At 66.6% G+C, this 24,612-nt stretch carries 27 protein-coding genes and 1 pseudogene; 11 read left to right on the top strand and 17 right to left on the bottom strand.

The features are described from left to right. Positions 1 to 360, bottom strand: a 360-nt coding sequence (locus NL2_RS20865) for a tyrosine-type recombinase/integrase (RefSeq protein WP_245647732.1), incomplete at its 3' end; no start/stop codon positions are given. A 742-nt stretch (positions 361 to 1,102) separates the two neighbouring features. Further along, on the bottom strand, positions 1,103 to 1,861 hold the full coding sequence (locus NL2_RS16755) for an IclR family transcriptional regulator (RefSeq protein ID WP_068076842.1): 759 nt from the start codon (positions 1,859 to 1,861) through the stop codon (positions 1,103 to 1,105). An 82-nt stretch (positions 1,862 to 1,943) separates the two neighbouring features. On the opposite strand from NL2_RS16755, the gene NL2_RS16750 reads away from it, so the two are divergent. The 4 genes and pseudogenes from NL2_RS16750 to NL2_RS20860 all read left to right on the top strand — a co-directional run. After that, entirely contained in the window at positions 1,944 to 2,729 is a 786-nt protein-coding gene (locus NL2_RS16750) for a 2-keto-4-pentenoate hydratase (RefSeq protein ID WP_068076840.1), read from the top strand. Position 2,730: 1 nt separating this feature from the next. Beyond that, positions 2,731 to 3,684, top strand: coding sequence for an acetaldehyde dehydrogenase (acetylating) (locus NL2_RS16745; protein ID WP_068076869.1), 954 nt, complete (start codon positions 2,731 to 2,733; stop codon positions 3,682 to 3,684). Continuing rightward, on the top strand, positions 3,681 to 4,703 hold the full coding sequence (gene dmpG / locus NL2_RS16740) for a 4-hydroxy-2-oxovalerate aldolase (protein ID WP_068076838.1): 1,023 nt from the start codon (positions 3,681 to 3,683) through the stop codon (positions 4,701 to 4,703). The genes NL2_RS16745 and dmpG overlap by 4 nt, the downstream gene beginning before the upstream one ends. Before the next feature lie 36 nt (positions 4,704 to 4,739). Continuing rightward, positions 4,740 to 5,006, top strand: a pseudogene (locus NL2_RS20860) (PEP/pyruvate-binding domain-containing protein); the annotation flags it as partial. An 11-nt stretch (positions 5,007 to 5,017) separates the two neighbouring features. Here NL2_RS20860 and NL2_RS16735 read toward each other — a convergent pair. Both NL2_RS16735 and NL2_RS16730 read right to left on the bottom strand, forming a co-directional pair. Continuing rightward, positions 5,018 to 5,659 carry a DUF1109 domain-containing protein gene (locus tag NL2_RS16735; protein WP_068076836.1) on the bottom strand — a complete coding sequence of 214 codons (642 nt, stop codon included), beginning with the start codon at positions 5,657 to 5,659 and terminating at the stop codon, positions 5,018 to 5,020. After that, positions 5,656 to 6,192, bottom strand: coding sequence for a sigma-70 family RNA polymerase sigma factor (locus NL2_RS16730; RefSeq protein ID WP_068076834.1), 537 nt, complete (start codon positions 6,190 to 6,192; stop codon positions 5,656 to 5,658). The genes NL2_RS16735 and NL2_RS16730 overlap by 4 nt, the downstream gene beginning before the upstream one ends. Positions 6,193 to 6,368: 176 nt before the next feature. Between NL2_RS16730 and NL2_RS16725 the strand changes: the two genes are divergently transcribed. The 4 genes from NL2_RS16725 (at position 6,369) to NL2_RS16710 (ending at position 9,119) form a co-directional block, all read left to right on the top strand. Beyond that, positions 6,369 to 7,103 carry a DUF1223 domain-containing protein gene (locus NL2_RS16725; RefSeq protein ID WP_068076867.1) on the top strand — a complete coding sequence of 245 codons (735 nt, stop codon included), beginning with the start codon at positions 6,369 to 6,371 and terminating at the stop codon, positions 7,101 to 7,103. An 80-nt stretch (positions 7,104 to 7,183) separates the two neighbouring features. Then, the gene (locus NL2_RS16720; RefSeq protein ID WP_068076832.1) at positions 7,184 to 7,477 is read left to right on the top strand and encodes a hypothetical protein; all 294 of its coding nucleotides are present in this window, start codon (positions 7,184 to 7,186) and stop codon (positions 7,475 to 7,477) included. Positions 7,478 to 7,542: 65 nt separating this feature from the next. Then, positions 7,543 to 8,361, top strand: coding sequence for a cytochrome b/b6 domain-containing protein (locus NL2_RS16715; RefSeq protein ID WP_068076830.1), 819 nt, complete (start codon positions 7,543 to 7,545; stop codon positions 8,359 to 8,361). Next, positions 8,358 to 9,119 carry a molybdopterin-binding protein gene (locus tag NL2_RS16710; RefSeq protein ID WP_068076828.1) on the top strand — a complete coding sequence of 254 codons (762 nt, stop codon included), beginning with the start codon at positions 8,358 to 8,360 and terminating at the stop codon, positions 9,117 to 9,119. The genes NL2_RS16715 and NL2_RS16710 overlap by 4 nt, the downstream gene beginning before the upstream one ends. On the opposite strand, the gene NL2_RS16705 is transcribed toward NL2_RS16710, so the two are convergent. Further along, positions 9,116 to 10,057, bottom strand: a complete 942-nt coding sequence (locus tag NL2_RS16705; RefSeq protein WP_068076826.1) for a LysR family transcriptional regulator — start codon at positions 10,055 to 10,057, stop codon at positions 9,116 to 9,118. The genes NL2_RS16710 and NL2_RS16705 overlap by 4 nt on opposite strands. Positions 10,058 to 10,173: 116 nt before the next feature. Here NL2_RS16705 and NL2_RS16700 point away from each other — a divergent pair, with 116 nt between their 5' ends. The 3 genes from NL2_RS16700 to NL2_RS16690 all read left to right on the top strand — a co-directional run bounded on the left by NL2_RS16700 (position 10,174) and on the right by NL2_RS16690 (position 11,893). Next, positions 10,174 to 10,719: a carboxymuconolactone decarboxylase family protein gene (locus tag NL2_RS16700; protein ID WP_068076825.1), complete on the top strand. Its 546-nt coding sequence runs from the start codon at positions 10,174 to 10,176 to the stop codon at positions 10,717 to 10,719. Between the two features lie 68 nt (positions 10,720 to 10,787). After that, positions 10,788 to 11,420, top strand: a complete 633-nt coding sequence (locus NL2_RS16695; RefSeq protein WP_068076824.1) for a pyridoxamine 5'-phosphate oxidase family protein — start codon at positions 10,788 to 10,790, stop codon at positions 11,418 to 11,420. After that, complete coding sequence (locus NL2_RS16690) at positions 11,417 to 11,893, top strand: nuclear transport factor 2 family protein (RefSeq protein ID WP_068076823.1); 477 nt, start codon at positions 11,417 to 11,419, stop codon at positions 11,891 to 11,893. The genes NL2_RS16695 and NL2_RS16690 overlap by 4 nt, the downstream gene beginning before the upstream one ends. 114 nt (positions 11,894 to 12,007) lie before the next feature. Here the strand turns inward: NL2_RS16690 and NL2_RS16685 are convergent, their stop codons facing one another. The 12 genes from NL2_RS16685 to NL2_RS16630 all read right to left on the bottom strand — a co-directional run bounded on the left by NL2_RS16685 (position 12,008) and on the right by NL2_RS16630 (position 24,579). Beyond that, on the bottom strand, positions 12,008 to 12,361 hold the full coding sequence (locus tag NL2_RS16685) for a PilZ domain-containing protein (protein ID WP_068076822.1): 354 nt from the start codon (positions 12,359 to 12,361) through the stop codon (positions 12,008 to 12,010). Between the two features lie 228 nt (positions 12,362 to 12,589). Then, entirely contained in the window at positions 12,590 to 13,099 is a 510-nt protein-coding gene (locus NL2_RS16680) for a TonB-dependent receptor (RefSeq protein ID WP_068076821.1), read from the bottom strand. A gap of 907 nt (positions 13,100 to 14,006) precedes the next feature. Next, positions 14,007 to 14,594 carry an NADPH-dependent FMN reductase gene (locus NL2_RS16675; RefSeq protein ID WP_084356160.1) on the bottom strand — a complete coding sequence of 196 codons (588 nt, stop codon included), beginning with the start codon at positions 14,592 to 14,594 and terminating at the stop codon, positions 14,007 to 14,009. A 47-nt stretch (positions 14,595 to 14,641) separates the two neighbouring features. Next, positions 14,642 to 15,685 carry a rod shape-determining protein gene (locus tag NL2_RS16670; protein ID WP_068076863.1) on the bottom strand — a complete coding sequence of 348 codons (1,044 nt, stop codon included), beginning with the start codon at positions 15,683 to 15,685 and terminating at the stop codon, positions 14,642 to 14,644. 337 nt (positions 15,686 to 16,022) lie between these two features. Then, positions 16,023 to 18,413 carry a TonB-dependent receptor gene (locus tag NL2_RS16665; RefSeq protein WP_084356159.1) on the bottom strand — a complete coding sequence of 797 codons (2,391 nt, stop codon included), beginning with the start codon at positions 18,411 to 18,413 and terminating at the stop codon, positions 16,023 to 16,025. After that, on the bottom strand, positions 18,319 to 19,263 hold the full coding sequence (locus NL2_RS16660) for a FecR family protein (RefSeq protein ID WP_068076819.1): 945 nt from the start codon (positions 19,261 to 19,263) through the stop codon (positions 18,319 to 18,321). Before NL2_RS16660 ends, NL2_RS16665 begins: the two co-directional genes overlap by 95 nt. Then, the gene (locus NL2_RS16655) at positions 19,260 to 19,895 is read right to left on the bottom strand and encodes an RNA polymerase sigma factor (protein ID WP_157083216.1); all 636 of its coding nucleotides are present in this window, start codon (positions 19,893 to 19,895) and stop codon (positions 19,260 to 19,262) included. Before NL2_RS16655 ends, NL2_RS16660 begins: the two co-directional genes overlap by 4 nt. Positions 19,896 to 19,923: 28 nt before the next feature. After that, complete coding sequence (locus NL2_RS16650) at positions 19,924 to 20,553, bottom strand: class I SAM-dependent methyltransferase (RefSeq protein WP_068076818.1); 630 nt, start codon at positions 20,551 to 20,553, stop codon at positions 19,924 to 19,926. 14 nt (positions 20,554 to 20,567) lie between these two features. Further along, positions 20,568 to 21,215 carry a tetratricopeptide repeat protein gene (locus NL2_RS16645; RefSeq protein WP_068076817.1) on the bottom strand — a complete coding sequence of 216 codons (648 nt, stop codon included), beginning with the start codon at positions 21,213 to 21,215 and terminating at the stop codon, positions 20,568 to 20,570. A 22-nt stretch (positions 21,216 to 21,237) separates the two neighbouring features. Continuing rightward, the gene (locus NL2_RS16640; RefSeq protein WP_084356158.1) at positions 21,238 to 21,993 is read right to left on the bottom strand and encodes an SDR family NAD(P)-dependent oxidoreductase; all 756 of its coding nucleotides are present in this window, start codon (positions 21,991 to 21,993) and stop codon (positions 21,238 to 21,240) included. Then, on the bottom strand, positions 21,980 to 24,031 hold the full coding sequence (locus NL2_RS16635) for an AMP-binding protein (RefSeq protein ID WP_068076816.1): 2,052 nt from the start codon (positions 24,029 to 24,031) through the stop codon (positions 21,980 to 21,982). The genes NL2_RS16640 and NL2_RS16635 overlap by 14 nt, the downstream gene beginning before the upstream one ends. Then, positions 24,028 to 24,579 carry a thermostable hemolysin gene (locus NL2_RS16630; RefSeq protein ID WP_068076815.1) on the bottom strand — a complete coding sequence of 184 codons (552 nt, stop codon included), beginning with the start codon at positions 24,577 to 24,579 and terminating at the stop codon, positions 24,028 to 24,030. Before NL2_RS16630 ends, NL2_RS16635 begins: the two co-directional genes overlap by 4 nt. Positions 24,580 to 24,612: the final 33 nt, after the last annotated feature.

Genomic DNA, 24,612 nt, shown 5'->3' with positions numbered 1-24,612 from the left:
CGATGCGCGCAACGCAGGATGAAAATAGAGCTTCCGTTGATCCTGTACGTCAGGCCAGGGCGTGTTCGTCACCGGGTTGATAAAGACCGGTGTTTCTGCGCCGCGCAGGAAGCTGTGCGCCTTCTGCCGCTGAAGCACTGCTATCATACGAATGGTGAGATCGACATCGCGGGCGCTACGGGTCTTGGTCGATTTAAGAACATGACGCACCCGTGCTCGCTGCACACGAATCGTGCGGCGCTTCCAGTCGATATCGTTCCACTGGACGACGATTTGCTCACTCGGCCGCATGCCGGTCCCGAACGCGAACTCGTACCAGCCCCAGACTTGCTCATCGGGCTGTTCGACAAATCGGACCAGCCCTGATACCGCGCTGGGCGTGCTTCTATTCGATCTGGGCGGGATTGACCTTCCTCCCGGCCAGCCTGACCGCCTTCCTCAAAGTCGGGCCGTTCGCTTGGAACGGTGTCTTGAGCTACTACTTCCCATACTTTGCATGGCTTTCATGGTTCTCCATCATCTCGTATTATTTGATCAAGGGGATTCAGCTTGAGCTTGTACGTGCTCGTTCATCTGCGTGAGGGGCAGCCGCCGCGACAGACCCGACGCTGACCTGGCTGCGCTGGCGACCCGCTCGCCGGCGCAGCTGGGCGAGCCTTGGGCGAAGGTCACTGGCCGGGTGTTGCCAGCGCCGGCATTGCACTTGAGTCTGATGATATTCGCGGGGCGATGGCCAGCGCCGAAAGGTTGGCTGCCGCAGTGCCCAAAGTTGCCATCATTGAACACGAAGCGCCGAACGGCGGCATACACTTCCACAGCAAACATCCTCTGCCGCCCCCAAAACGAGCAACCTGCCCACTGGCTGGCTTTAACGCCGCCACGCTCAGCATACCGCCAGCATTTCAATGGCTGGTTTTGTCACCGCCATGCACAGCCGCTTGCGGCCCATTCCTCATCCCGCAATCGCTTGGGTAACTAGCCCCATCCCGCTTATGCCGCCGCCGGGCGGTATCAGTCCAGGCCATGTGCTTCTCCCATCGTCTCGACAGCGACCGTGAAACACATCCCTCTGATATCGCTCAACTCCTTTTCGCTCGGGCTCTTACGCAAGCGCTTCGCTCTCTATCGCCAATGCTGTTTCCATAAGAATTTCCAGCAGTTCAGGATCGTTCACGCGCCCCCGTGACGAGAGTGCCTGCGACACCGAAATCGCTGCGATCACGATGCCATCGCTATTGCGCAGCGGTACCGCCATGCAGCGCAGACCGGGTGCAATCTCCTCGTCATCGATTGCGTAGCCTTGGTCGAATACGGCATCGAGCTCGTGCCGCATCTGATCGGGATTAACGATGGTGCGTGCCGTCAGAGCGACAAAAGGCCCGCCCGCGAGATAGACCTCGCGCTCATGCTTCGGCAGGTGGGCCAGCAGCACTTTACCAATCCCCGAGCAATAGGCCTCCAGCTGCATTCCAATGCGGGTAAACAGGTCGCTCGCCCCGCGCCCGGTCTTGATCCGGTACGTGACCATGTCATTCTCGAATGTGCCAAGCTGCACAACGCTGCGTACCCGGGTCGCCAGCTGGTGCAGTAACGGCGCCGCGACATTGGCCACAACCTGCTTCTCATCGAGCCGGTGGAGCAATCCCAGGAGTCGCGAGCCGGCCACATGCCTCCCGCCACCCGATGGCGCAAGATATCCCTCTGCAACCAGCGTCGTCACCTGACGGTGCGCGGTAGCGATCGGCATGCCGATCTGGCGTGCAAGCCCAGACAAGCTGTTGCGCCCGCCGTCGGCAATCACGGCTTCCAGCATGCTCAAGGTGCGCTTGAGCGAGCGGATATGCGGCGTTCCTTCTCTCATAATGTGAGAAGATAGCGGTTCAGGGCTCTGGTGCCAAGTTCTGTCACGCTGTATCGGCCATGTGACAGAGAGGACCACAGAAATGACCACCCCCTCCCATGAAGATCTCGCGCGCCGCTTGCGCGATGCCTATGCCGGTGGCGCGGTGCCGCCGATGCGCGACGGGCTCGACCCGGTCGATGTCGAGGGCGCCTATGCGGTGCAGACAATCAACACGCGGCTGTGGGAGGCGCAGGGCCGGCGCATCGTCGGGCGCAAGGCCGGGTTGACTGCAAAGGCGGTTCAGACGCAGCTCGGTGTCGATCAGCCCGATTTCGGCGTGTTGTTCGACGACATGGCGGTGGCCGACGGTGGCACGCTCGATCCCGACCGCGCGATCCAGCCCAAGGCTGAGGCCGAAATCGCGTTCGTGCTGGGCCGCGCCCTGCCCGATCCCGCTACCACGCCCGAACAGCTCGCCGATGCCGTCGCCTCAGTCCACGCCGCGATCGAGATTGTCGACAGCCGCATTGCCGATTGGAAGATCACCTTCGCCGATACCGTGGCGGACAACGGATCGTCGGCGTTTTTCGTGCTGGGGGCAGCGGGCAAGCCGCTCGCCGGGCTCGACCTGTTCACGTGCGGCATGGTGCTCGAAGTCGACGGCGCGGTCGCCTCGCTCGGTGCCGGTGCCGCCGCACTGGGCCATCCTCTCAATGCCGCAGCGTGGCTGGCGAGCACGCTGGCAGCGCGCGGAGAACCGTTGCAGGCGGGCGACATCCTGCTCACCGGCGCGCTCGGGCCGATGGTGACGCTCACCCCGGGCGACCGGGTCCGGGCGATTGTCGGCGGGCTCGGCGAAGCCAGCTTTACCTATGGAGCAGCCTGACATGACCCGCACAAAAGTCGCGATCATCGGGTCGGGCAACATCGGCACCGACCTGATGATCAAGGTCATGCGATTGTCCAGGACGCTGGAAATGGGCGCGTTCGTCGGCATCGATCCTGAATCCGACGGGCTGAAGCGCGCGGAGCGGCTGGGCGTTCCGATCACCGCCGAAGGCGTCGACGGGCTGGTCGCAATGCCCGGATTCGCCGAGATCGAGATCGTGTTCGATGCGACGTCGGCTGGTGCGCACCAGCATCACAATGCCGTGCTGCAGGCCCACGGCAAGCGCGTGATTGACCTCACGCCTGCCGCCATCGGCCCCTACACCATCCCCCCGGTCAACGGCGAGGCGCACCTCGATGCGCCCAACGTCAACATGGTCACCTGCGGCGGGCAGGCGACGATCCCGATCGTCGCGGCGATCAACCGCGTGGCACGCGTCCATTACGGCGAAATCGTCGCCTCGATCGCATCGAAGAGCGCCGGCCCCGGCACGCGCGCCAACATCGACGAGTTCACCGAGACCACCAGCCAGGCGATCATGGACGTGGGCGGGGCGACGCGCGGCAAGGCGATCATCGTGCTCAACCCCGCCGAACCGCCGCTGATCATGCGCGATACGGTCTATTGCCTGTGCGAGGACGGCGACCGCGACGCGATCCGCGCCAGCATAGAGGCGATGGTCGCCGAAGTGCAGACGTACGTCCCCGGCTACCGGCTCAAGCAGGCGGTGCAGTTCGAAAGCATCGGCGACAACCAGCCGCTGCGCATTCCCGAGATGGCCGAGACCGGGCGGACCGAGTTCACCGGATTGAAAGTCACCGTGTTCCTCGAAGTGGAGGGCGCGGCGCATTACCTGCCGGCTTATGCGGGCAACCTCGACATCATGACCTCGGCCGCGCTGCGCACCGCCGAGAAGATCGCGGCGCGGATGCACGAAGGAGCGGCGGCATGAGCTTTGATCCCATGAGCACCAAGCTCTACATTCAGGATGTGACGCTGCGCGACGGGATGCACGCGATCCGCCACCAGTACGGGCTCGATCATGTGCAGGCGATCGCGCGCGCGCTCGACCGGGCCAAGGTCGATGCGATCGAGGTCGCGCACGGCGACGGGCTGCAGGGCTCCAGCTTCAACTACGGCTTCGGCGCGCATACCGACTGGGACTGGATCGGCGCGGTCGCCGAAGTGCTGGAGCACAGCGTGCTGACCACGCTGCTGCTGCCCGGCATCGGCACCGTGCACGATCTCAAGCGCGCCTACGATCTTGGTGTGCGCTCGGTCCGCATCGCCACGCACTGCACCGAGGCGGACGTGTCGAAGCAGCACATCGAGGCCGCGCGCAATCTGGGCATGGACGTGTCGGGCTTCCTGATGATGGGCCACATGTCAGAGCCGGAACCGCTCGCGCAGCAGGCGCTCCTGATGGAAAGCTACGGCGCGCATTGCGTCTATGTCACCGACAGCGGCGGCGCGATGAACATGGACGAATACGCCGCGCGGCTGCAGGCTTACGATCGCGTGCTGAAGCCCGAGACGCAGCGCGGCGTGCACGCGCACCACAACCTCAGCCTGGGCGTGGCCAACTCGATCGTTGCGGTGCAGAACGGCGCGCTTCGGGTCGATGCCAGTCTTGCCGGCATGGGTGCGGGCGCAGGCAACGCCCCGCTCGAAGTGTTCATCGCCGCCGCCGACCGCTATGGCTGGAACCACGGCTGCGATCTCTACGCGCTGATGGATGCGGCCGAAGACCTCGTCCGTCCGTTGCAGGACCGCCCGGTGCGCGTGGACCGCGAGACGCTGACGCTGGGCTATGCCGGGGTCTATTCCAGCTTCCTGCGCCACGCCGAAAAGGCCGCCGCCGAACACGGGCTCGATACCCGCGCGATCCTGGTCGAGCTGGGCCGGCGCAAGATGGTCGGCGGGCAGGAAGACATGATCGTCGACGTCGCGCTGGACATGGTGAAGCGCTAGGCTACGCCAAGAAAGGTCTTTGCCTTCGGTGGCGGGCTGCGCCAGGATGCCCCCCGGTCGCGTGACAAGACCATCGTCGGCGGCAAGGGCGCCAACCTGGCCGAGATGGCCGGGGTCGGCCTGCCGGTGCCCCCGGGCTTTTCGATCACCACCGAAGTGTGCACCGCCTACAACGGCGCGGGCAAGACCTTCGACGATGCCTTGCGCGCTGCCGTCGCCGATGGGCTGAAGCATATCGAGGCCGCCACCCGCCGCGCCTTCGGCGATCCCGCCAACCCGCTGCTGGTCTCGGTGCGCTCTGGAAATTGTTATGACTACCAGCGCATGACAAGCGGCCCGACGAGCGCGCCGATCGCTGCAGCAAGCAGGATGCCGAGCGAGTACCAGGTCAGCACGAACAGCGCCGATACCTCGGGGCAATGCAGGCAGTATAGCGTTGCCGCCCACGCGCCCGCAGCCAGTCCGGCAGCCGCGCCTGCCGCGCGCAGCCGTGTCGGAGCAAGGCGCCGGAACGACCAGAGCAGGCCTGCAAAGATCGGTGCCGACAGCATCAGCACCAGCCACGGGCATCGCTTCCAGCTTTGGCCCAGCCACATGGCCAGCCAATCGCCGGACGGAACGTGTGCCATTTCGGCGATGGCGACGATCGCCAGCAACACGAACGGGATCACGACCGGCCAAAATGCCGACAGGTGAACGGGTTCGGGCCGCGCGAGCCGCGCCACCATGGCGATCGCAGCGAAGCCGAGCGACATCGTGTAGGCCCATTTCATCCAGAACGTGAACCCGTGCATGGCCAGGCCAAGGTCGCTGCGAAACCCGAGGCTGACCGCGATGAGCAGCACGGTGACGGTTCCCCCGGCGAGCAGGCCGAACAGAAGTCGACGCCCCACGGCGTGGCGCGGCACCGGGCCGACATCGCGGGCCAGCGTCTCGATCAGGGAGTCGGTGTTCACAGGCGCTCCCCTCGAATACGCGCGGACAAGGCCTTCAGACCGCGATGGACGGATATCTTGACATCGGATTCGCTGATGCCCGCCGTGCGGGCTGCATCGGCAACGCTGTGCCCGTCGATCCTGGTTTCGCGGATGGCCCGGGCCTGCTTTTCCGGCAGCGCGGCCAACAGCTGGTCGACATCCATCCGGGCGTTGGCCTCATCCTCGAACCCTGCGGCGAACAGGATATCCTCGACATCTTCGATCGGACAAGTCTGTCGCGTCCGGCGGAAGTGATCGATCATCTTGTATCGGGCAATCGCGAACAGCCACGCCGAGAAGACCCGCTCGCGATCGTAGCTGATGCGGCGGGTGTGAACGGCGATCAGCGTTTCCTGCACGATGTCCTCGATGGCATCCCCGTCGCCAACACGGCGGCGGTAGAAGGCACGGAGCACCGGAACGAGGGCCCGCAGCAACGCCGCATGCGAAGCGGCATTGCCATCGAGGCCTTCGACCATCCAGGTTTTGAGCTGATCCTCGCTCGCCCGCATTCACGCTCCTGAAGGGTCATTCGCATGGTACTCCACGTTCGTTACAGGTCGCGGCGATTTTTTGCGATGCCGCCGTCCCGGCAAAAATGATCGCCTTGTGTAACCATCCCGCCGGACCGCGCGAACTCATGGCATCGACTGGCCGATCCGGCCGGTGGTTCCTGTGGAGCAGCACCATGCCGCAAATACGGTCCGTCGCACTTGTCACGCTCATCGGCTGCGCATCGGCGCTGGTTGCGTACGGCACATCGCAGGCGGCATCGCCGCACGCGGCGGCAGCCGCCACCTCGTCGCTCCAGCCGGTGGTTATCGAACTATACCAAAGCCAGGGCTGCTCCTCGTGCCCACCGGCCAATGCAGCGCTTAACGCCATCGCCGATCGCGGAGACGTGCTCGCGCTCTCGTTCGCTGTCACGTACTGGGACCGGCTCGGCTGGAAGGACACGTTCGGCTCGCCCGGCTTCACGGCCCGGCAGCAGGACTATGCGCGGGCCGGGAGGGGCGAAGTCGCCACGCCCGAATTCATCGTCAACGGGACATATGCCGTGGTCGGCAGCAATCGCCCGGCGCTGGAGGCGGCCGTCGCCAGAGCCGGTTTCGCGAGCGGCGGCCCGGCGATTTCCGCCAGCGCGTCGGCCGTCCGCGTCGCAGCGGCGACCGCCAGCGGCCCTGCCACCGTCTGGCTGGTCCGCTATGACCCGCGCACGCGCGAAGTGCCGATCCGGGCGGGCGAGAACGGCGGGCGCACCCTGCCCCACCGCAACATCGTGCGCGAACTGGTGAGGCTTGGCGCCTGGACCGGACCTGCGGCGTCATTCCCGCTGACGGCCGCCCACGAGACCGGTCTTGCCACAGCGGTGTTCGTGCAGCGCGGCAACGGCGGGCCGATCGTTTCCGCGCGCAAGCTTTGAACCTTCCCGGGCCGACGGCGTCTCGGCTGTACCCCCCAATCGACGCCACCCCCAAAAAACCGAACCACGGAGAATATCCCATGCGTATCCTGACCCTGCTCGCCCTGTCCGCGCTGTCGCTGGCCACCACCGCCCCGGCTTTTGCCGAAGAAGCCATGATGAAGGACGGGATGCACCACGGTGCGATGGTGCATATGTCGGCCGCCGATACCCGCCGGATGCAAACCTGCAACGCGATGTCGCATGACCGGATGATGCGCAGCGCCAGCTGCCGGCGCGTAGCGCGGATGCACCCCGACATGATGCACCACGATTCCATGATGAAGCACGATGGTGCGATGGCGCACGACAGCATGATGAAGTCCGGCAACTGATCCGCTCCGGGGTGGCGGGCCATGCGCGCCACCCCGGCAAGCCGGTCCTTCAGGAACATCCACCCATGTCCGACCCTGTCCCTGCCCGCCCGACCGGCGGCGACCTGATCTATCGTCAGCGGCGCCCCGTGCGCCTGTGGCACTGGATCAATGCGCTGTCGGTCATCGTCATGCTGATGAGCGGATTGATGATCTTCAACGCGCATCCGCAGCTTTATTGGGGCCAGTACGGCGCCAATCACGAGACGCCGTGGCTGGCGATCGGCAGCACGGGCGCCAGCGGGTTCCTCAGGATCGGCGCGGTGACAGTCCCTACCACCGGCGTGTTGGGCATTTCGCACGGCGTCGCGCTCGCGTTCCCGCCGCTGCTCACGATCCCGTCGGGCTACGATCTGGCGGCCGCACGGCAATGGCATTTCGCCTTCGCCTGGCTGTTGGTGATCCCCGGACTGCTATTCTGGCTGTGGGGTCTGGCCAGCCGCCACTTCCAGCACGACCTTGCGCCAACACCCGCCGAATTGCACCCGCGCCACTTGTGGCAGGACATTACGGACCATGCCCGGCTGCGCTTCCACACCGGCGAAGCGGCGCGGCGGTACAATATTCTGCAGAAGCTCAGCTACATCGGCATCATCTTCGGCCTGCTGCCGGCGATGGTGCTGACCGGGCTGACGATGTCGCCCGGCATGGATGCCGCGTGGCCCTGGCTGCTCGATGTGTTCGGCGGCCGCCAGTCGGCACGGTCGATCCATTTCATCTGCGCTGCGCTCATCGTCGGCTTCATCGTGGTGCATTTGCTGATGGTGCTGCTGGCCGGACCGTTCAACGAACTGCGCTCGATGATCACCGGCTGGTATCGGCTGCCGCAGGAGAAAGCACGATGACGATCCTGACACGCCGCCGCCTGATCGGATCCATCGGCGCCTCCGCCGGGGGCCTGCTGCTGTCCGGGTGCGACCGGATCGTCGCGTCCCCGGCAGTCCGGCACGTCCTTGGCGCAGGGGAAAGCCTGACGATGGGATCGCAGCGCCTGCTGTCGAACCGCTCGGCGTTGGCGCGTGAATTTTCGGCACTCGACATGTCGCCGGTTTTTCGCACCAACGGCAACACCAATCCCGACACTGACGACTACGATTCCCACATCGCCGAAGGCTTTGCAAACTGGCGGCTGATCGTGGACGGATTGGTCCGGCGCCCGCTGTCATTGTCGCTGGCGCAGATCAGGGCGATGCCCCACCGCACCCAGATCACCCGCCACGATTGCGTCGAAGGCTGGAGCGCCATCGGCAAATGGACCGGCCTGCCGCTGAAACTGGCGCTCGATGCCGCCGGAGTGCTGGCGGCGGCGCGCTACGTCGTGTTCCATTGCGCCGACGATTTCGATGGCGATCCCTATTACGAAAGCATCGACCTGATCGACGCCTACCACCCGCAAAGCATCCTCGCCTGGGGCATGAACGACCAGCTGCTCGGCGTCGGCCATGGGGCACCGCTGCGGCTGCGGGTGGAGCGCCAGCTGGGCTACAAGCAGGCCAAATACGTGATGCGCGTCGAACTGGTCGCCAGCCTCGACAAGATCGGCGGCGGCAAGGGCGGTTACTGGGAAGATTCGGCAGGATACCAGTGGTATGCCGGGATCTAGGGCGGAAGCGGGCCAACGAAGCTGGCACCCCCGATTTGCGATCGGGCCGTCAGATCCTTCCCGCTGAAGTGATCCCGCGCGGCATCGACCAACGCGCGCACATTTACGGACGCCCGGCGGTTCGCCTGATAGACAAGGTGGACCGGGATGGGCGGCGGCGCGAACTGGTCGAGCAGCGCCACCAGTTTGCCGGCAGCGAGCGCATCGATCGCCTGATAGGACAGCACCCGCACGATCCCCATGCTGTCGATGGCGGCCGCAATTGCCGCGTCGGCGGTGTTGACGATCAGGCGCGGCTCGATCCTGATCGCCGGCTTGCCGGAAGGTCCAAAGCGCCATTCGGGCGCGCGATCGATTTCGGCGAACGAAATCAGGTCATGATGGTGGAGCGCCGGGATGTTGGCCGGCTCGCCCCGGGCGGCGAGATAGGCGGGGCTTGCCACTAGGATGCGGCGCACCTCAGCCACCTTGAATGCATGCAATGAGCTGTCGGACAGGTCACCGATCCGCACCGCGACGTCGATACCCTCATCGACCAGCCGGACCACCCGGTCGACCAGCGTCAGCGAGACCTTCAGCGCCGGATGCGCCCGAAGCAGCCGGTTTGCCAACGGCAGAATGTGCAGCCGCCCGAACGTGACCGGGGCGGTGATGACCAGCGTCCCGCCCGGGGTGGCGCCATCCCCCCGCAACGACAGGGCGGCGTCCTCGAGTTCGAGCAGCGCTGCACGGCACCGCTCCAAGTAGGCGGCACCATCCTCGGTCAAGCGCACCGATCGAGTGGTACGGCGCAGCAGCGCCGTGCCGAGCGACGCTTCGAGCGACGCCACCGCCCGGCTCGCCGCCGTCGGCGAGATCCGCAAGTGGCGCGCGGCCCCGGCAAAACTCGCCTGGTCGGCGACCGCGACGAACGTGCGCAACTCGTCCAGTCGGTCCATGATTATCCCGTTATAAGCATGAGTGAAGTGTATGATGAACGGATTATCACATGTGTAAGACAATGCCATCTTCAATGGACCGGCGGCATCCAGCCGCTCGCGCCGGAGAACATTCCATGTCCCGCCTCACCATCCCCGCCCGTGAAGCTGCCCCCGAAAAATCCCGGCTACTGCTGGACGCCGTCGAACAGCAGCTCGGCGTCGTGCCCAATCTCTTCCGCCTCGTCGGCACCAGCCCGGCCGCGCTCGAAGGCTATCTCGGCCTCAACGGTGCGCTGGGTCGCACGCTCGACGCCAAGACGCGCGAGCGGATCGCCATCGCCATCGCGCAGGCCAATGGCTGCGACTATTGCCTGTCGGCCCACACCTATCTCGGGCTGAACCTCGCCCGGATCGACGACAGCGAGATCGCGCTGAACCGCGCCGGCCATTCGGGCGACGCCAAGGCGGACGCCGCGATCGTGTTCGCCCGTCAGGTTCTTGCCGCGCGTGGCAAGGTCAGCGACGCCGACATCGCCGCCGTGCGGCTCGCCGGTTTCAGCGAAGCGCAAGTGATCGAGATCGTCGCCTCGGTCGCGCTCAACGTGCTGACCAACTACATCAACAACGTCGCCGAGACCGACATCGACTTCCCCGTCGTGCTCGCTGCGCAAGCCGCCTGAAACCTCTTGCCGTCGGCGGGTTCCCCACCCTTGCGCCCGCCGACGGCATCCCTGCTGCGGAACCGGTCATGCCCCATGGCTTCCTCGACATCGCGACCACGCCAAGCGTCCACGCGGCGCAAGTTGCTCACGGCAGTGCCGGGCTTTACGAAAAGGTCGGCGCGGGCCGGGCGTTCGATCGCTTCGGCCCGGCTGAACAAGACTTCATCGCGGCGCGCGACAGCTTCTACATGGCCAGCGTTTCGGAGACCGGCTGGCCTTACGTCCAGCATCGCGGCGGCCCGCCCGGCTTCGTCAGGGTACTCGACGACCAGACGTTCGCCTTTGCCGATTTTCGCGGCAACCGCCAATATATCAGCCTCGGCAACATTACCGCGAACGACCGCGTCGCGCTGATCCTGATGGACTATCCGGCCCGCCGGCGGCTGAAACTCTACGCCCGGATCGAGACGCGCGATCTCGCCGCCGACCCCGCCCTCGCCGCATCGGTTGCCCTGCCCGGCTATCGTGGCGTGCCCGAGCGTGCGTACGTCCTCCATCTCGAGGCGTTCGACTGGAACTGCCCGCAGCATATCATTCCGCGCTTCAGCGAGAGCGAGATTGCCGCCGCCGTTGCGCCGCTGCGCGCCCGGCTCGCCGAACTCGAAACCGAAAATCAGGCGCTGCGCGATGCGCTCGCCGCCATGGGAGACCCATCATGACCACCGTCGAGCTTCCCCGCGCGCCCTTGCCGCCCTTCACCCGCGAAACCGCGCTGCTCAAGGTTCGCGCGGCGGAAGACGCCTGGAACAGCCGCGATCCGGCCCGCGTCGCGCTTGCCTACACGGTGGACAGCGAATGGCGGAACCGCGACCGCTTCGTCAAAGGGCGGGGCGAGATCATCGACTTGCTCACCGCCAAATGGGCCCGCGAAGAAGACTATCGTCTGGTGAAGGAATTGTGGGCGTTCACCGACAACCGCATCGCGGTGCGTTTCCAGTATGAATGTCGCACCGACGGGCAATGGTATCGGTGCTACGGCAACGAGCAATGGGAGTTTGCGGAAAACGGCCTGATGCGCCGGCGCGAGGCCTCGATCAACGACCTGCCAATCGCAGCGAGCGACCGGCGCTTCCTCTGGATTGGGGCCACGCCGAGGCCGCACGACCATCCCGGTCTGGTCGGCGTCGGCTGATGCCCAGGCCGGTGCACATCGTCGCGCTATCGGAAGGAAGGCCGGATCGCACCGTCTACAACCCGATCGGACCGGTTCACGGCGGCTATTGATCCTATCGCCCGCGCCGATAGATTATGCCGCCACCAGAATGTGCTGATAACGGTCAGCCTGGGTGAAGATCGCAAAGGCCGCTACCAACGAATCAAGACATTCGGCCTGCAGCGGAAACGCGAATTCCAGACCGGCGGAGTGATCATCGCTCCAGGCAACGAATGCGAGCGCAGGCCGACATCCCGGCAACGTGAGCGAGACAGCTTCATCGACATCAAGTCTTGCCGCGCCGTCGATCCGTGCGCCACGTCGGGTCAGATCCTTGAGCACCACCGTCACCGTTCTCGCGTCATGACGTAGATGGGCGATCATTTCGACCAGATGACGATCATTGCGGCGTCGGGAAATCGAGGTGATATCGTGCTCAATGGTCATAACTACCGCTCCATTAACTATCCAATAGAACGGTCAACGGCTCAGCCGTTTAATGGTGCGCAGTGAGCTTGAGGGCCGAAGTTGAGCCTTCCCGTCCGGTTGCGGCGATCCTCAAACGTCGTCGGCCGATGGACGGGTCGTTGCGGCTGGCGAGCAGAATTGCTGGAAATGGCGACGTGACACCGACCACGGGTCCAGCCCCCGCCGGCGGGCGGCGGGGGCGTGCGTTCACAGCTTGGCGCGGAAGGTTGCGCCGAAGGTGCGCGGATCGCCCACCACTGCGGTGATCAGCCCGAAGTTGCTGCCGCCACGGGTGATGTAATAATTCTTGTTGGTCAGGTTTCGCGCCCAGAACGAGAAGTCGTAGCGCCCGTCGGCCAGCCGCAGCCCGATCTTTCCGTTGAGCACGCCATAAGCCGGGACCACGCCGAAGATGCTGTTGGTGGCGCTGGAATTGAACCTGGAACGATGCAGGTTATCGGCGTGGGCATAAGCGTCGATGCCCTGCGACACCGGGTGGGAAGCATCGGCGCCCAGCGTGAACGCGTACTTTGAAACGCCGGGCAGCGACACGCCGGACAGGTCCTGCACCGGGTTGACGCCCGGGTTGTTCTCGGGCGCATTGGGTGCGTTGGCGTAGTTGACGTAATGCGCGTCGGTGTAGGCGAATGAGGCGTTCAGGCTGACCCATTCGCTCGGCGCCACGATCAGGTCGGCCTCGACCCCCTGCGCGCGCACTTTGGGTATATTGCCGCTGGAAGTTCTGCTGCTGGCCCCTGAGATTGATCGACAGCGATGTGCTGTCGGTGTCGTTGGCGGGATACCAGTCCCACCAGCGGTAGGCGGTGATCGAGGTGACCGTCGCTGCGCCCAGGTCATAATCGACCTGGCCCGAGACGCCGTAGCTCTTCATGTTGGCCTGGTAGTGCGAGTTGGAATTGCCGAGCCGCGCAAACGCGCCATATGCCGGCAGCGCGTAGTTGGTCCGCGCCGCGCGCGCCAGAATGTTGTTGGGGATCGTCGCGCCGTTGGCGAACGTGGTGAAGGTCCCGTCGAGCAGGCTCAGGATATAGGCCTGCTTCTGCTTTGAATAATCGCCGATCAGGCGGACCTTGAGGTTGTCGACCGGCTTCCACAGCAACTGGCCGCGAATGCTGAAGTTGTCGTAATCCTCCGCCTTGCTGTTGTCGAACAGGTTGGTCAGGAACCCGTCGCGGTGCGTGCAGACGCGCGCCCAGCGCGGTTCAGTGAACCATGGATTTGGTACGCATCGTTTCGCCTCATCTTCTCGAGAGAGGGAACACGGTGCCTGGCGCTGTCGCCCCAGCATCGCGCGCTTTAGCTTTTGGTGTCGCGGAGCAAGCTGCTTCCCGGTCAAATGCCGCGGGTCGGGTTCCTTGGGTTGAACGGCTGGCCGACCACCAGATATCCGTTCGGAGTAATCTCTATCTAATTAATGGAGTATTTGCGGTCAACCCGCGAATCCGGCCCGCGACCAAGCTTTGCTTTGGGACTGCAAAGTGCGCCTTGGCGGAAAAGCAGGCGCAGGCTTTCTGCCTTTGACCGACCGCGTCGGCTTCCCGGCGATGTGCTCCTCAGCTCGGGAATTGCGGCGCGACCGCCATCCGCGCACCGGCGGGCCGGTTCAATACGGCGGTCCCTTGCGCGCCGTTTGCTCGACGGCGGCATCGGCCCACCAATCCAGCACGGCGGCGAATTTGTCGAACGCCTTGTCCAGCGCCTCACCCCCGCTGCCGGTCGGCAGGCCCTCGACATCGAGCGCGGCGCTCACTTGCCCCACCCCGATCGTGCTGGGCACCGCGACCATGCCCATCTCGGCCAGCGTCGGATGCCACGCATAGCTGGCCCGTGCCCCGGCCAGTCGCCCGGCGGAGTAGGTCGCCAGTGCGGCGGGGCGCCAGAACCATTCCTCGCGGAAATGGTCGGTCAGGTTCTTGAGCCCCGGCTGCATTCCCCAGTTGTATTCGCCCGCCACGAACAGGAACGCCTCCGCCGCCACGATCTTGCGCGCCAGTGCCTCCATCGCGGGCGGCGCCTTGCCGGGGGCGTATTCCTTGTACATGCGATCGAGCATGGGCAGGCCGACCGCCTGCGCATCGATCAGCTCGACATCGCTGCCACGTTCCGAAAAGCGGCGGACCATGTAGTGCGCCAGACGGATGCCCATGCGGTCTGCGCGGTACGATCCGTAAAATACCAGCAGCTTGTTCACCCTGCATCTCCCGGCGTGCGTCGCCCGGCGAATACCATGAACCGCGATCAGGTGGCGAGCAACACGCTGCGGTAGGCCGGATCTTCCAGCGCGCGGCCGGCGCCCGTCGCAACGCAGTTCAACGGATTGTCCGCCACCCGCACCGGCAGGCCGGTTTCGCGCGACAGCAGCGTGCTGATCTCGGCCAGCAGCGATCCGCCACCGGTCATGATGATCCCGCCTTCGATGATGTCGGAGGCGATTTCGGGCGCGGTGTTTTCCAGCGCGCCGCGCACCGCCTGCACGATCTGGCCGACCGATTCGGTCAGCGCCTCGGCAATCTCGACTTGGCTGATGGTGATCTCGCGCGGGACGCCACGCGCCAGATCACGGCCCTTGACCTGTGCCACCAACGGCTCGGTGCCTTCCCTGATCAGCGCGATGCCGAGCTGTTTCTTGACCCGTTCGGCGGTTGCCTCGCCGATCAGCAGGTTGTGCTGGCGGCGGATGTACGAAGTAATGGCCTCGTCCATCCGGTCACCGCCGACGCGCACCGACATGCTCAGGTGCAGGCCGCACACCGATATCACGCCGACTTCGGTGGTGCCGCCGCCGATATCGACCACCATCGATCCGATCGGATGCGTCACCGGCAGGTCCGCGCCGATCGCCGCCGCCATCGGTTCGTCGATCAGCCACACCTTGCGCGCACCGGCGTTGGATGCCGCATCGCGGATCGCGCGGCGTTCGACCGGGGTGGAGCCCGAGGGCACGCAGATCGCGATTTCGGGCTTGCCGCGCATCTTGCCGCCCTGCCCTTGCGCCTTGCGGATGAAGTGCTTGATCATCTGTTCGGCCACGTCGATGTCCGAGATCACGCCGTTGCGCAGCGGGCGGATCGCCTTGATGCTGTCGGGCGTCTTGCCCAGCATCAGTTTGGCATCGTCGCCCACCGCGATCACCCGGCTGACGCCGTTGAGCGTTTCGATCGCCACGACCGACGGCTCGGCCAATACGACTCCCTTGTCACGAACGTAAACGACGGTGTTGGCGGTGCCCAGATCGATGGCAAGGTCGGAAGGATGGAAGGAAAACCAATCAAACAAAGACATCAACAGCATCCCGTGTTGCAGCGCAGTGCTGCGTGGCACGGCAAAAGCTGACCCGCAGATGAACCTTGTCGCAAAGTAAGCCCTGTACGGCGTCGATCGCGGCAGGACGATGGCGGCGTGGCGAAATGGGTGCGGGGAAATGGCATCAGGGCGACGAAAGGCAGCCACTCCCCGCGCATGGTGAGGAAAGACTGAGCTGGTCGAAGCTTGTACTGAGCTTCGCCGAAGGGGCTCGTCTCGAACCACCAGCTCTTACCCCGGGGCGATCCTTCAAGACGCCGCTTCGACAAACTCAGCGGCTCCTCAGGATGAGCGGTCGGGGCGAAGTTGCCCGGCCTCAGAACGCCCGCCCGATCGACGCCTTGACCGTCAAAGGCCGCTGCGGGGTGTATTGCGGCATCGTCCTGATGCGGAACGGATTGCCGTACGCGAACAGATTGGCGCGGTTGTTCAGCAGGTTTTCCACCCGCAGCGCCAGTTCCCACGACCCCTTGCGCAGCCCGGCGTCGAAATCCGCGTCGAGCGACTTGCCCATCTGGCGGTCGAGCGCCGGATCGAAGCTCAGCCGCGCCGGGCCGAGGTAGTGCAGGTGCAGGCCGAGCGTGGCGCTGCTGCCGCCCAGCGCGAACGTCCGCTCCAGCCCGCCGCGCAAGCTGTAGTCGGGTACCACGGGCAGCCGCCGGTCGTCCAGCACCACCCCCAGCGCATTGCTGACCAGAACGGCGTGCTGGACGCTGGCACCGGCCTCCACCGTAAAGCCGTGGCCCAGAGCGTGCGTCAGGCTGGCCTCGATGCCTACAATGCGCGCGCGTCCGGCATTGCGCGTCTCGACCAGGCCATTGGCCAGCAGCATGTCGGACTGCACGTTGTCCCACCACGTGACGTGGCCGGATATCGACAGATCGCCGCCCGCAACGTCCTGTCGATAGCCCGCTTCCAGCGTGACGACCTCGTCACCCTCGAAGCTCGTGGCGGCCCCGCCCCCAACCGCTGCCAGCCCGCCCGGTCGCGCGGCCGAGGCGTAGCGAACATACAGCAGCCGTCCGGCCGACGGATGCCACGCTACGCTGGCGACCGGCGTCAGGCCGGTGTCGCCCACCTCGCGCCGGAACGATCCGGCGGGGGTAGCGATGACATCCTCCGCCGTGGCATGAAACAGCCGCCCTCCCGCCGACACCGCCAGCGTGCGGGTGAGGTCGAGCGTCATTTCGCCGAACAGCGCCGTCTCGTTGGCGGTGCGCCGCCCCATTTCGAGCGCGAGCGGCGCGACCGCCGGAGCGCCGCTGGCCAGCAACTTGGCTGTGCGTTCGTCGGCCATGAGATGCGACAGCCCGATCAGCCAGCGCCAGCGGTGGCTCCTGCCCGAAATCCGCGCCTCGCTTTCCCACACGCGGTAGCGGCGATCGTCGGTGAAGGTCGATGGCTGCGGCAGTCCGAACGCTGTGGCGCCGATGGTGGCGTCGTAGGTGTCGCCCACTTCGTGCCAGGTGTATCCGCTGATGATCTGCAGTTGCGCCGCGCCGGCCGGTCCGGACAAGTGGGCGGCGACGTGGTTGAAGTCGTTGTCGTGCGGCTCTGCCAGCTGCGCCGGTCGGCGCAGGCTGTCGGGCGCGTAGACATACTGGCTGTCCTTGCTCGCCAGCCGCTGGAACTGCCCGGAAAGGCCGCCCGACCAACCGCCGTCGCCGCGCCACAGCACCGCAGCGCGCCCGCCCAGCGCGGTCAACGAATTGCTGTCTTGGCGTGGACCGGTGTCGATCCAGCCCGGCGTGACCTCGCGCCAGCCGACCACCCGCACTGCCAGCCGGTCGTGCGCGAGCGGCAAGTTGAGCACGCCGCTGGTGCCGTTACCGATGCCGCCGCCGGACACGGCCGTCACATCTGCCGTCGCCGAACCTTCAAACCGGTCCAGCTCGGGCTGGCGCATGACGATGTGATAGATCCCGCCCAGCGTGCCGCTGCCATACAGCGAACCCTGCGGACCCTTGATCACTTCCACGCGCTCGGCATCGACCAGCCGCAAGTCGGGATCGGGGGCCGAGAACGTGACGCGGGACTCGTCGAGCACGACAGCCACGGTCGATTGGGTCGATCCCGAAAAGCTGCTGTCCGCCACCCCGCGCAGGAACATGCGGTTGCGGCCCGAGCCCAGCCCGGTCAGCGAGACACCCTCCACCGCATTCGCGATCGCGGCGGAACTCGACGGCGCGAGCGTCAGGCCGCGATTACCGACCCGGACGATCGCGATATCGAGCGACAGGCTGTCGAGCGACTGCGCCTGCTTGCCCGCCGTCACGATGATCGGCGTGGCAGCGATGACCGGGGGAGCCGGGCGGCTTGCTGCCTGCGGGGCCGGGCGCGGCTTGACGGTTGGCGGCGCGACGGATGGCGGCGCGCGTTCGATGCGGAAGGCGTTGGCGCCCACCCGTCGTGCAATCAGCCCGGTGCCCTGAAGCAGCCGCTGCAACGCGTCTTCGACCCGCATCCGGCCATGCACCGCGCGCACATGCACCGTCGGCAGCGGCCCGTCGGTGCCGATCGAGACGCCGGTCTCGCCCGAAAGCTGGTCGATCGCCTGCGCCAGCGTGCCGTCGTGGATTGACAGGGCGCGTTGATGTTGCGCGAGCGCCGGGTCAGCGCCCAGCAGGCTCCATGACGAAGCCGCCACGATCATCGCGCAGCGCCAGCCCCAGCAGCTGTGCAAGATCGTGCGCCGCTGTCCTGCCATCACCTAACGCCAGTGTTCCCGAAAACGTTCGCGACCGCAGGGATACGGGCACAGCAATCTGGACGCCGGCATACCGCGCCAGATCGCCCGCGACCAGTGCGAGCGGCGCGTTCTGGTAGCTGAGATGCCCGGCGCGCCACTCCCCCACCGTTTCGGGGCGGACGGGCGTGACAAAGCCCAGCGCAGTCTCGCCGTCGATGCGCAACGCCTTGCCGGCATCGAGCGCGATGGGTTCGTCCAGCCCATCCGAACTGGCGGTCAGGCGTCCTTCGGATACCGCGACACGCACCGACGTTCCGTCCCGCTGCACGTCGAACCGCGTGCCGATATCGCGCAGTCCGATCGGGCCGGCGGTGATCAGCAGCTGGCGCGCGGGATCGTGCTGAATCGCGAAATACGCGCCGCCCGACAGCGCCATGCGATCATGCCGGCGCCCGCTGATGCTGAGCTGGCTGTGGGGGGCAAGATCGATCGCCGAGCCATCCTCCAGCGCGATGTGCCGACCGGCGGCCTCGGTCCGGTACACCGTCTCCTTGCCGACCAGCAGCGCCGGCAGCGAAATCGCCACGGCCAGCACGGCGGCAACGGCCAGCGCCAGCCGCACGCGGGTGCGGCTCGGTGCGACGAAGGCCGCCTCCTCGGTTTCGAGCAGCGCGGGCCGGTGTTCGTCGATCAGGCCATCGGCCAGCGCGATCTCGTCATAGGCGCGGGCGTGCGCCGGATCGGCTTCGAGCCACGCGGTGAAGCCATCCCAGTCCATGTCGTCGCACGCCGACGCGACGTGCCATTGGGCAGCGGTTTCGACGATGTCCCGCATGCTGCTGGTGCTGGTGCCGGGATCGGTGTTCATGCCGGTTTTCTGTTCATGGGCTGTGCCTTTCCGGTGCTGCCCCCCGCAGTGCCGGTCTCCTCATCCCCAGACGCCACAGGCGCATACCATCCGCAGTCGTGCAGCGCGCGGCGCAGATGTTTCATCGCCACGGCCAGGTGTTTTTCCACCCCGCTACGGCTGATGCCCATGACTTGCGCCACGTCGGACTGGCTCAATTCCTCGATGCGGTGCAGGCGCAGCGCGCGTTGCGCACCCGCTGGAAGCCCGGCAATCACGTGTTCGAGCAACGCGGCCTCCTGCTTGCGCGCCAGTGCTTCGTCCGCCGGGGTGGCGCGATCGGGGCGCTCGTCGATCGCGTCATCGAACTCACCATCGGCCTCCACCCAGCCGCGATCGCGGCGCATGGCGCGCTGCCGGGCGCGTGCGGCATCGAGCACGAGGTTGTTGGCGATGCGGAACAGGTAGGCGCGGCCGTTGCCGATCGGGCCCACGGTGGTTGCGGCAATCCGGACCCACATGTCCTGCAGCAGGTCGTCGGCGTCTTCCGGGCTGCCGCACCGCGCGACAAGGAAGCGGCGCACCTCGCCTCGGTGCAGTTCGAACAACCGGGCCAGCCCCGACCGATCGGGGTCGGGCTCGCGCATTTCCATCCACCGCACCTCGCTCGACCGGGCAGCCTCAGCGAACGGCGCAGGCGAGCAAGCCGGTGACCGATCGCGTAATCGCAACCCGGTGGACTGCTACCCGGTCGCGATCGAAACCGCCATCGATGAATGCCCTGGTAAGCGAGGTCTGATCGTACAACCGGTGCCGCCCCTGGCGCGCGAACGCCCAGTCGCCCATGCTCGCGGCATCGGTGACGTAGGCGACCATCCGTCCGCCGGGCTGCAGCATCCGGCGCAGGTTGCCCATCATGCGCCCTTCGACATCGCAAAAGTACAGCACGTTGAGCGCAAGCACGGCGGCAAACGATTCCTCCGCGAACGGCAGCATCGCGATGTCGGCGTGGTACAAGTGCGAGCGGCCGAGCAATTTGGCGCGTGCCATGCGGCGCTGCGCCACGTTGACCATCATCCCCGATCGATCGACCCCGGTGACCGAGCAGCCCGAACTGCGCAGCATCGCCAGCATCGCCGCCCCCGTGCCGCAACCGGCATCGAGCACGCGCTCCCCCGTTGCGGGCGCGAGCAGGTCGATCGCCAGCCGCGTGGGCTTGCGGTTGGCCAGATCCATCGCAACGCCGAGCAGCCGGCCCGCCGTGCCGCTGGGCCGGGCCAGTTGCCCGGCCAGTCGTTCGGACAATGTCATCCCCCCGGATCCGCTCAGTGCAGCTGGTGCAGCAGCGCCATCACTTCACGGCGGCGACCGGCGTCCCACACCGGCCGCGTCTGGTCGTGCGGCGCGCGCAGCGCCTTTTGCAGATACGTCCGGGCGATCGCATCGTTGCCTTTGTCGTGCAGGAAATCGCCGTAGAAATAGTTGGCGTCGAGTCCGTTGGGGTCGAGCGCCAGGCCCTCACGCAGCAGCGCCCGGGCGCGCTCCTTGTCGCCGAACCCCAGCGGCGATCCGGGCACCTTGTAGTAGAGCACGCCCAGGCTCATCGCCGCCCCGCCGTTGGCGGCGTGGGGATTGAGCGCGTAGGCCCGCGCGATCAGGTCGCGGGCGCGGGTGGCCAGGCTCAGCTTGTGGAAGATGTTGGCGCGGTTGGCCTCTTCGGACACCACGATGCCTTCCCACAGCAGCGGTTCGGCCTGGTTGGGATAGCGCGCGACCAGCGTCGCGGCGACATGGTCGAGCTGGGCCAGCGCCACGGTCTGGTGGCTCGATCCGTTCATCTCGTAAGTCACATGCGCCCAACCGTCGTTGATCGCCTTGACCTCGTCCTGCAGCGAGGCCGCGACAGCAAGCGCCGGCCATGACAGGACGAGCAGCGCGGCCAGCGCGGCACCCAGTGATTTGCGCAGATTCATCGATACGTCTCCATCCGGAACATCATGAAAGTTGGGCCCCGACCTTGCGGACGGACCCCGCCAGCCCGCGATCGACCAGCGACGGGGCCAGCGCATTGAGCGCCGCGAACACCTTTTCCGCCCAGCCGATGCTGACCGTTTTGCGCCGCGCGATGATGGCTGCGGCGATGCGATCGGCGAGCCATTCGGGATCGTCGGCCTTCATGCCGCTGAGCGCGAGGAAGCGGTTGACCTCGGCGCTGTTGAACGCGGTCCTGGCGGCGCGCGGATTGATGTGCGTCAAGGCAACCGCGCTGCCCGCCAGTTCGCGGCGCAAGGCCTGGCTCAGCGCGGCGAGCCCGGCCTTGCTGCTCGAATAGGCGGCGAACCACGGATAGGGAATCGCCCCCAGCACCGACCCGATGTTGACGATCTGCCCCGATCCGCGCGCGCGCATCGGCCCGGCGACTGCCGCCGCCAACGTGGCCGGGACGATCAGGTTGATCGTATAGCACAGCGCCAGCGCCTCTGCGGTCTGGCGCTCATGCAGGCCGAAGCCCAGCACGCCGGCGACGTTGACCAGAATGTCGGGCGGTGCTGCGCCAAGGCGAGCGCACAGCAGCGCCAGTGCCGCGCGATCGCCCAGGTCGGTGACGATGCTGGCGTCGCACGCGGGGCACTCCACGCGGTCGATCCCAGTCACCACCGCGCCCGCCGACTGCAACCGGCGCGCCACGGCCGAGCCGATCCCGCCGGCAGCCCCGGTCATCGCGACCGTCTTGCCCTCAAGCGGCAGCACGGTCGGTCTCCAAGGGAATGTCCGCGAACATCGCGCCGAACAGCGCAAAGATCTCGCACGCCATGGCGACAATGGCCTCGCGGTCGGCTGCGTCGTCGATACCGTTCACCAGATCGGCGAGGAATGTCATGTGCGCCTGGTCGAGCGCACCGTGCGAGGTGAGATAGGTGAACGCCTCGGGCGGCAGGCCCAGCCGTTGCGCCACCGACGCGGCACCGCGCGATGCCAGCGCCACGCTGACGCTTTCGAGCACGAACACCATGCCGAAGAACGCCGCCGGATTGCCGTGCCGGATCGTGGCATATGCATGGTCGACCATGGCGGCGGTCGCCCTGCCCGCCGCGCCCCGGCGCACCCGGTCCGCGTCGCCGCCCGCAGCGGCGATATCGTCGAGAATCCACGCCTCGTGCCCGGTTTCCTCGGCGATATACTCGTCGAGCGCCGCGACCAGCTTGGGCCGATGCGTCAGCCTGGCCCGGGCCTCGCGCATCAGCGGCACGGTGTGGCGCACGTGATGGTAGGCCTGCTCCAGATAGGCGAGATAGGCCTGCAGCGGGATCGAACCGGACAGCCCCGCCTGCACTTGCCGCACCCCGAGGAACGCCTGCCGTGCCGCGCCTGTTCGCCGCTCGAGTTCGGTAAAGAACGGGGTTTCACCGGTGCCATAAGCGGCGATGATCGCGTCGCGTCGCATCCGTCCGTTGCCGGTCGCGTGACCGTTCAGGGGTGTAAAAGGCGCGGTGGCCCGCCAGCGGGCGACAAACGCATACGGGGGCAGTGTCGCGTTTGCCGCCGCGACGGCCGCCGCGAGGTCTGCATCGGGATACGTCGGCACCAGCAGCGCCTCGGGGCTGGCCAGCCCTTCGCCATAAACCATGGCCTGCGCCACGCCGGGTTGGGCGAGCAACTTTTCCTCGACCCATTCGGGCGAGATGTTACGCCCGTAGGAGGTCACGAATAGGCTGGACTTGCGCCCCTCGATCCACAGGCCTCCGGTCGCATCTATCCGGCCGATGTCGCCGGTTGCCAGCGGTCCAGCGGCTCTAGGACTGCCGATCGTGCCGAGGTACGCCGGGCCGTGCAGCAGGATCTCGCCATCATCGGCCAGTTCCAGGCGCATGTGCGGAAGAACTTTGCCGACCGAACCGGGCGGTCCGGACGCATCGCTTTCCAGCGCGACCACCGATCCGCACTCGGTCAGGCCGTATCCCTGGCGCGCGGGAAGCCCCAGCGCCCTCGCCCGTTCGATCAGCGAGGGCGGCGTGCGCGCGCCGCCGACCGCGACCAGCGTCAGCAGCGGCAGGCGGGTGCCGCTCGCCTCCATCGCGGCGACCAGCCCCGAGAGGTATTCGGGGACGAGGATCAGCGAGGTGACGCGCCATTCCGCGATCCGCCGCACCATCGTCAGGAAATCGGGACGGAACGGATTGGCGAGCCCGGCCAGCGCCTGCGGTGGGCAAACATACGTCCCCCCGGCCAGCAGCGTGGCGTAAAAGCCCGCCACGGTCTCGAGCAGGATGCCCGGCGGCAGCAGCGCCAGATGGCGCCCGGCGTGGCCCTGCCCGACCGCCGAGACCACCGCTCCGGCGACGTCGAGCATGTGGTCGGCAGACAGGCACACGCCCTTGGGCGTTCCGGTCGAGCCAGAGGTGAAAGTGATGCGCGCGGTGCCTTCGGGCAAGGCCACCGCCTGACAGTTCGGTTCGCGCGAGACCTTACCGTCGCCATGGAGCGCCTGCGCCCCGCTGGCGGCCAGCGCGTGATGTGTCTGCTCGGCGGTAAAGAACGCCGGCAGCGAAAGCTGGACGATGCCGGCGTGCAACAGGGCAAGGTCGAGCAGCGCGAGATCGGCGCCATGGTCCAGCCGCACGGCGATCGGGCGCGCGGGATCGTTGCGCTGCGCGAGCACTTGCGCGGCGGGCGAGATTTGCTCGGGCAAGTCGGCGTACGTGACGGGCGGCGCGCAAATCGGGTCGATTGCCGCGCGATGGCCGATCGACGCGGCATGGCCCGCAATGGCGGCGAACAGGGCGTTCACGCGGCGGCCCCGCGTCGGCGGCGATCGGCGAACCGTGCGAGCGCGGCCTGCCCGTCGGCAATCCGACCCGCACAGACCTTGGGGTCCTGCCGGTAATACGCGCCCCACGCGCCCGCCGCATCGCCCAGCCGCTCGGGCCGGGCATCGGACAGCACCGTGAACGGCACCCCGATCCGCCGGAACATCGACCGCAACGGCGCGGTCAGCGTGGCGACGGCGATCTCGTCGCTGGCGCCCAGATCGTTGGCGCACTGGGTCCACAGCGCGATCATCGCGGGCGCGCTGGTCGAGGCGAAGTTGCCGATCTCGATCACCGCATCGCGATGCACCGGGCACCCCAGCGCGTCGGCTAGGACCTGCTCCACCGGCCGGTCGAGATAGGCTTCGAGGAACAGTGGCTCGCTGCCCGCGCGGCGATAGCCGAGCACCGCGCCATGATCGGCGTGGCGCATCGCGGTGCGGAAATTTGCGAAGCCCGGCGCGATGCGCGCGTCGAACGATTGGCGGTAGCAGCGTCGCACCAGTTCGAATTCCGACCCAACGTTCATGCAACACTCCGCGACTACGCCAGTCAGACGCCG

The organism is Novosphingobium lentum NBRC 107847, from assembly GCF_001590965.1.
GTDB lineage: Bacteria > Pseudomonadota > Alphaproteobacteria > Sphingomonadales > Sphingomonadaceae > Novosphingobium > Novosphingobium lentum.
The sequence above is the reverse complement of the archived record's forward strand: the minus strand, read 5'-3'. Positions and strand labels throughout refer to the sequence as shown.

Excerpts from the sequence above, each read along its gene's own strand:
- NL2_RS16750 (WP_068076840.1), top strand. The coding sequence starts at position 1,944 with ATGACCACCCCCTCCCATGAAGATCTCGCGCGCCGCTTGCGCGATGCC.
- dmpG (WP_068076838.1), top strand. The coding sequence starts at position 3,681 with ATGAGCTTTGATCCCATGAGCACCAAGCTCTACATTCAGGATGTGACG.
- NL2_RS16755 (WP_068076842.1), bottom strand. The coding sequence starts at position 1,861 with ATGAGAGAAGGAACGCCGCATATCCGCTCGCTCAAGCGCACCTTGAGC.
- NL2_RS16705 (WP_068076826.1), bottom strand. The coding sequence starts at position 10,057 with ATGGACCGACTGGACGAGTTGCGCACGTTCGTCGCGGTCGCCGACCAG.
- NL2_RS16720 (WP_068076832.1), top strand. The coding sequence starts at position 7,184 with ATGCGTATCCTGACCCTGCTCGCCCTGTCCGCGCTGTCGCTGGCCACC.
- NL2_RS16655 (WP_157083216.1), bottom strand. The coding sequence starts at position 19,895 with ATGGAAATGCGCGAGCCCGACCCCGATCGGTCGGGGCTGGCCCGGTTG.
- NL2_RS16645 (WP_068076817.1), bottom strand. The coding sequence starts at position 21,215 with ATGAATCTGCGCAAATCACTGGGTGCCGCGCTGGCCGCGCTGCTCGTC.
- NL2_RS16715 (WP_068076830.1), top strand. The coding sequence starts at position 7,543 with ATGTCCGACCCTGTCCCTGCCCGCCCGACCGGCGGCGACCTGATCTAT.
- NL2_RS16670 (WP_068076863.1), bottom strand. The coding sequence starts at position 15,685 with ATGTCTTTGTTTGATTGGTTTTCCTTCCATCCTTCCGACCTTGCCATC.
- NL2_RS16700 (WP_068076825.1), top strand. The coding sequence starts at position 10,174 with ATGTCCCGCCTCACCATCCCCGCCCGTGAAGCTGCCCCCGAAAAATCC.
- NL2_RS16725 (WP_068076867.1), top strand. The coding sequence starts at position 6,369 with ATGCCGCAAATACGGTCCGTCGCACTTGTCACGCTCATCGGCTGCGCA.
- NL2_RS16690 (WP_068076823.1), top strand. The coding sequence starts at position 11,417 with ATGACCACCGTCGAGCTTCCCCGCGCGCCCTTGCCGCCCTTCACCCGC.
- NL2_RS16730 (WP_068076834.1), bottom strand. The coding sequence starts at position 6,192 with ATGCGGGCGAGCGAGGATCAGCTCAAAACCTGGATGGTCGAAGGCCTC.
- NL2_RS16630 (WP_068076815.1), bottom strand. The coding sequence starts at position 24,579 with ATGAACGTTGGGTCGGAATTCGAACTGGTGCGACGCTGCTACCGCCAA.
- NL2_RS16685 (WP_068076822.1), bottom strand. The coding sequence starts at position 12,361 with ATGACCATTGAGCACGATATCACCTCGATTTCCCGACGCCGCAATGAT.
- NL2_RS16745 (WP_068076869.1), top strand. The coding sequence starts at position 2,731 with ATGACCCGCACAAAAGTCGCGATCATCGGGTCGGGCAACATCGGCACC.
- NL2_RS16710 (WP_068076828.1), top strand. The coding sequence starts at position 8,358 with ATGACGATCCTGACACGCCGCCGCCTGATCGGATCCATCGGCGCCTCC.
- NL2_RS16650 (WP_068076818.1), bottom strand. The coding sequence starts at position 20,553 with ATGACATTGTCCGAACGACTGGCCGGGCAACTGGCCCGGCCCAGCGGC.
- NL2_RS16660 (WP_068076819.1), bottom strand. The coding sequence starts at position 19,263 with ATGAACACCGATCCCGGCACCAGCACCAGCAGCATGCGGGACATCGTC.
- NL2_RS16695 (WP_068076824.1), top strand. The coding sequence starts at position 10,788 with ATGCCCCATGGCTTCCTCGACATCGCGACCACGCCAAGCGTCCACGCG.
- NL2_RS16665 (WP_084356159.1), bottom strand. The coding sequence starts at position 18,413 with ATGGCAGGACAGCGGCGCACGATCTTGCACAGCTGCTGGGGCTGGCGC.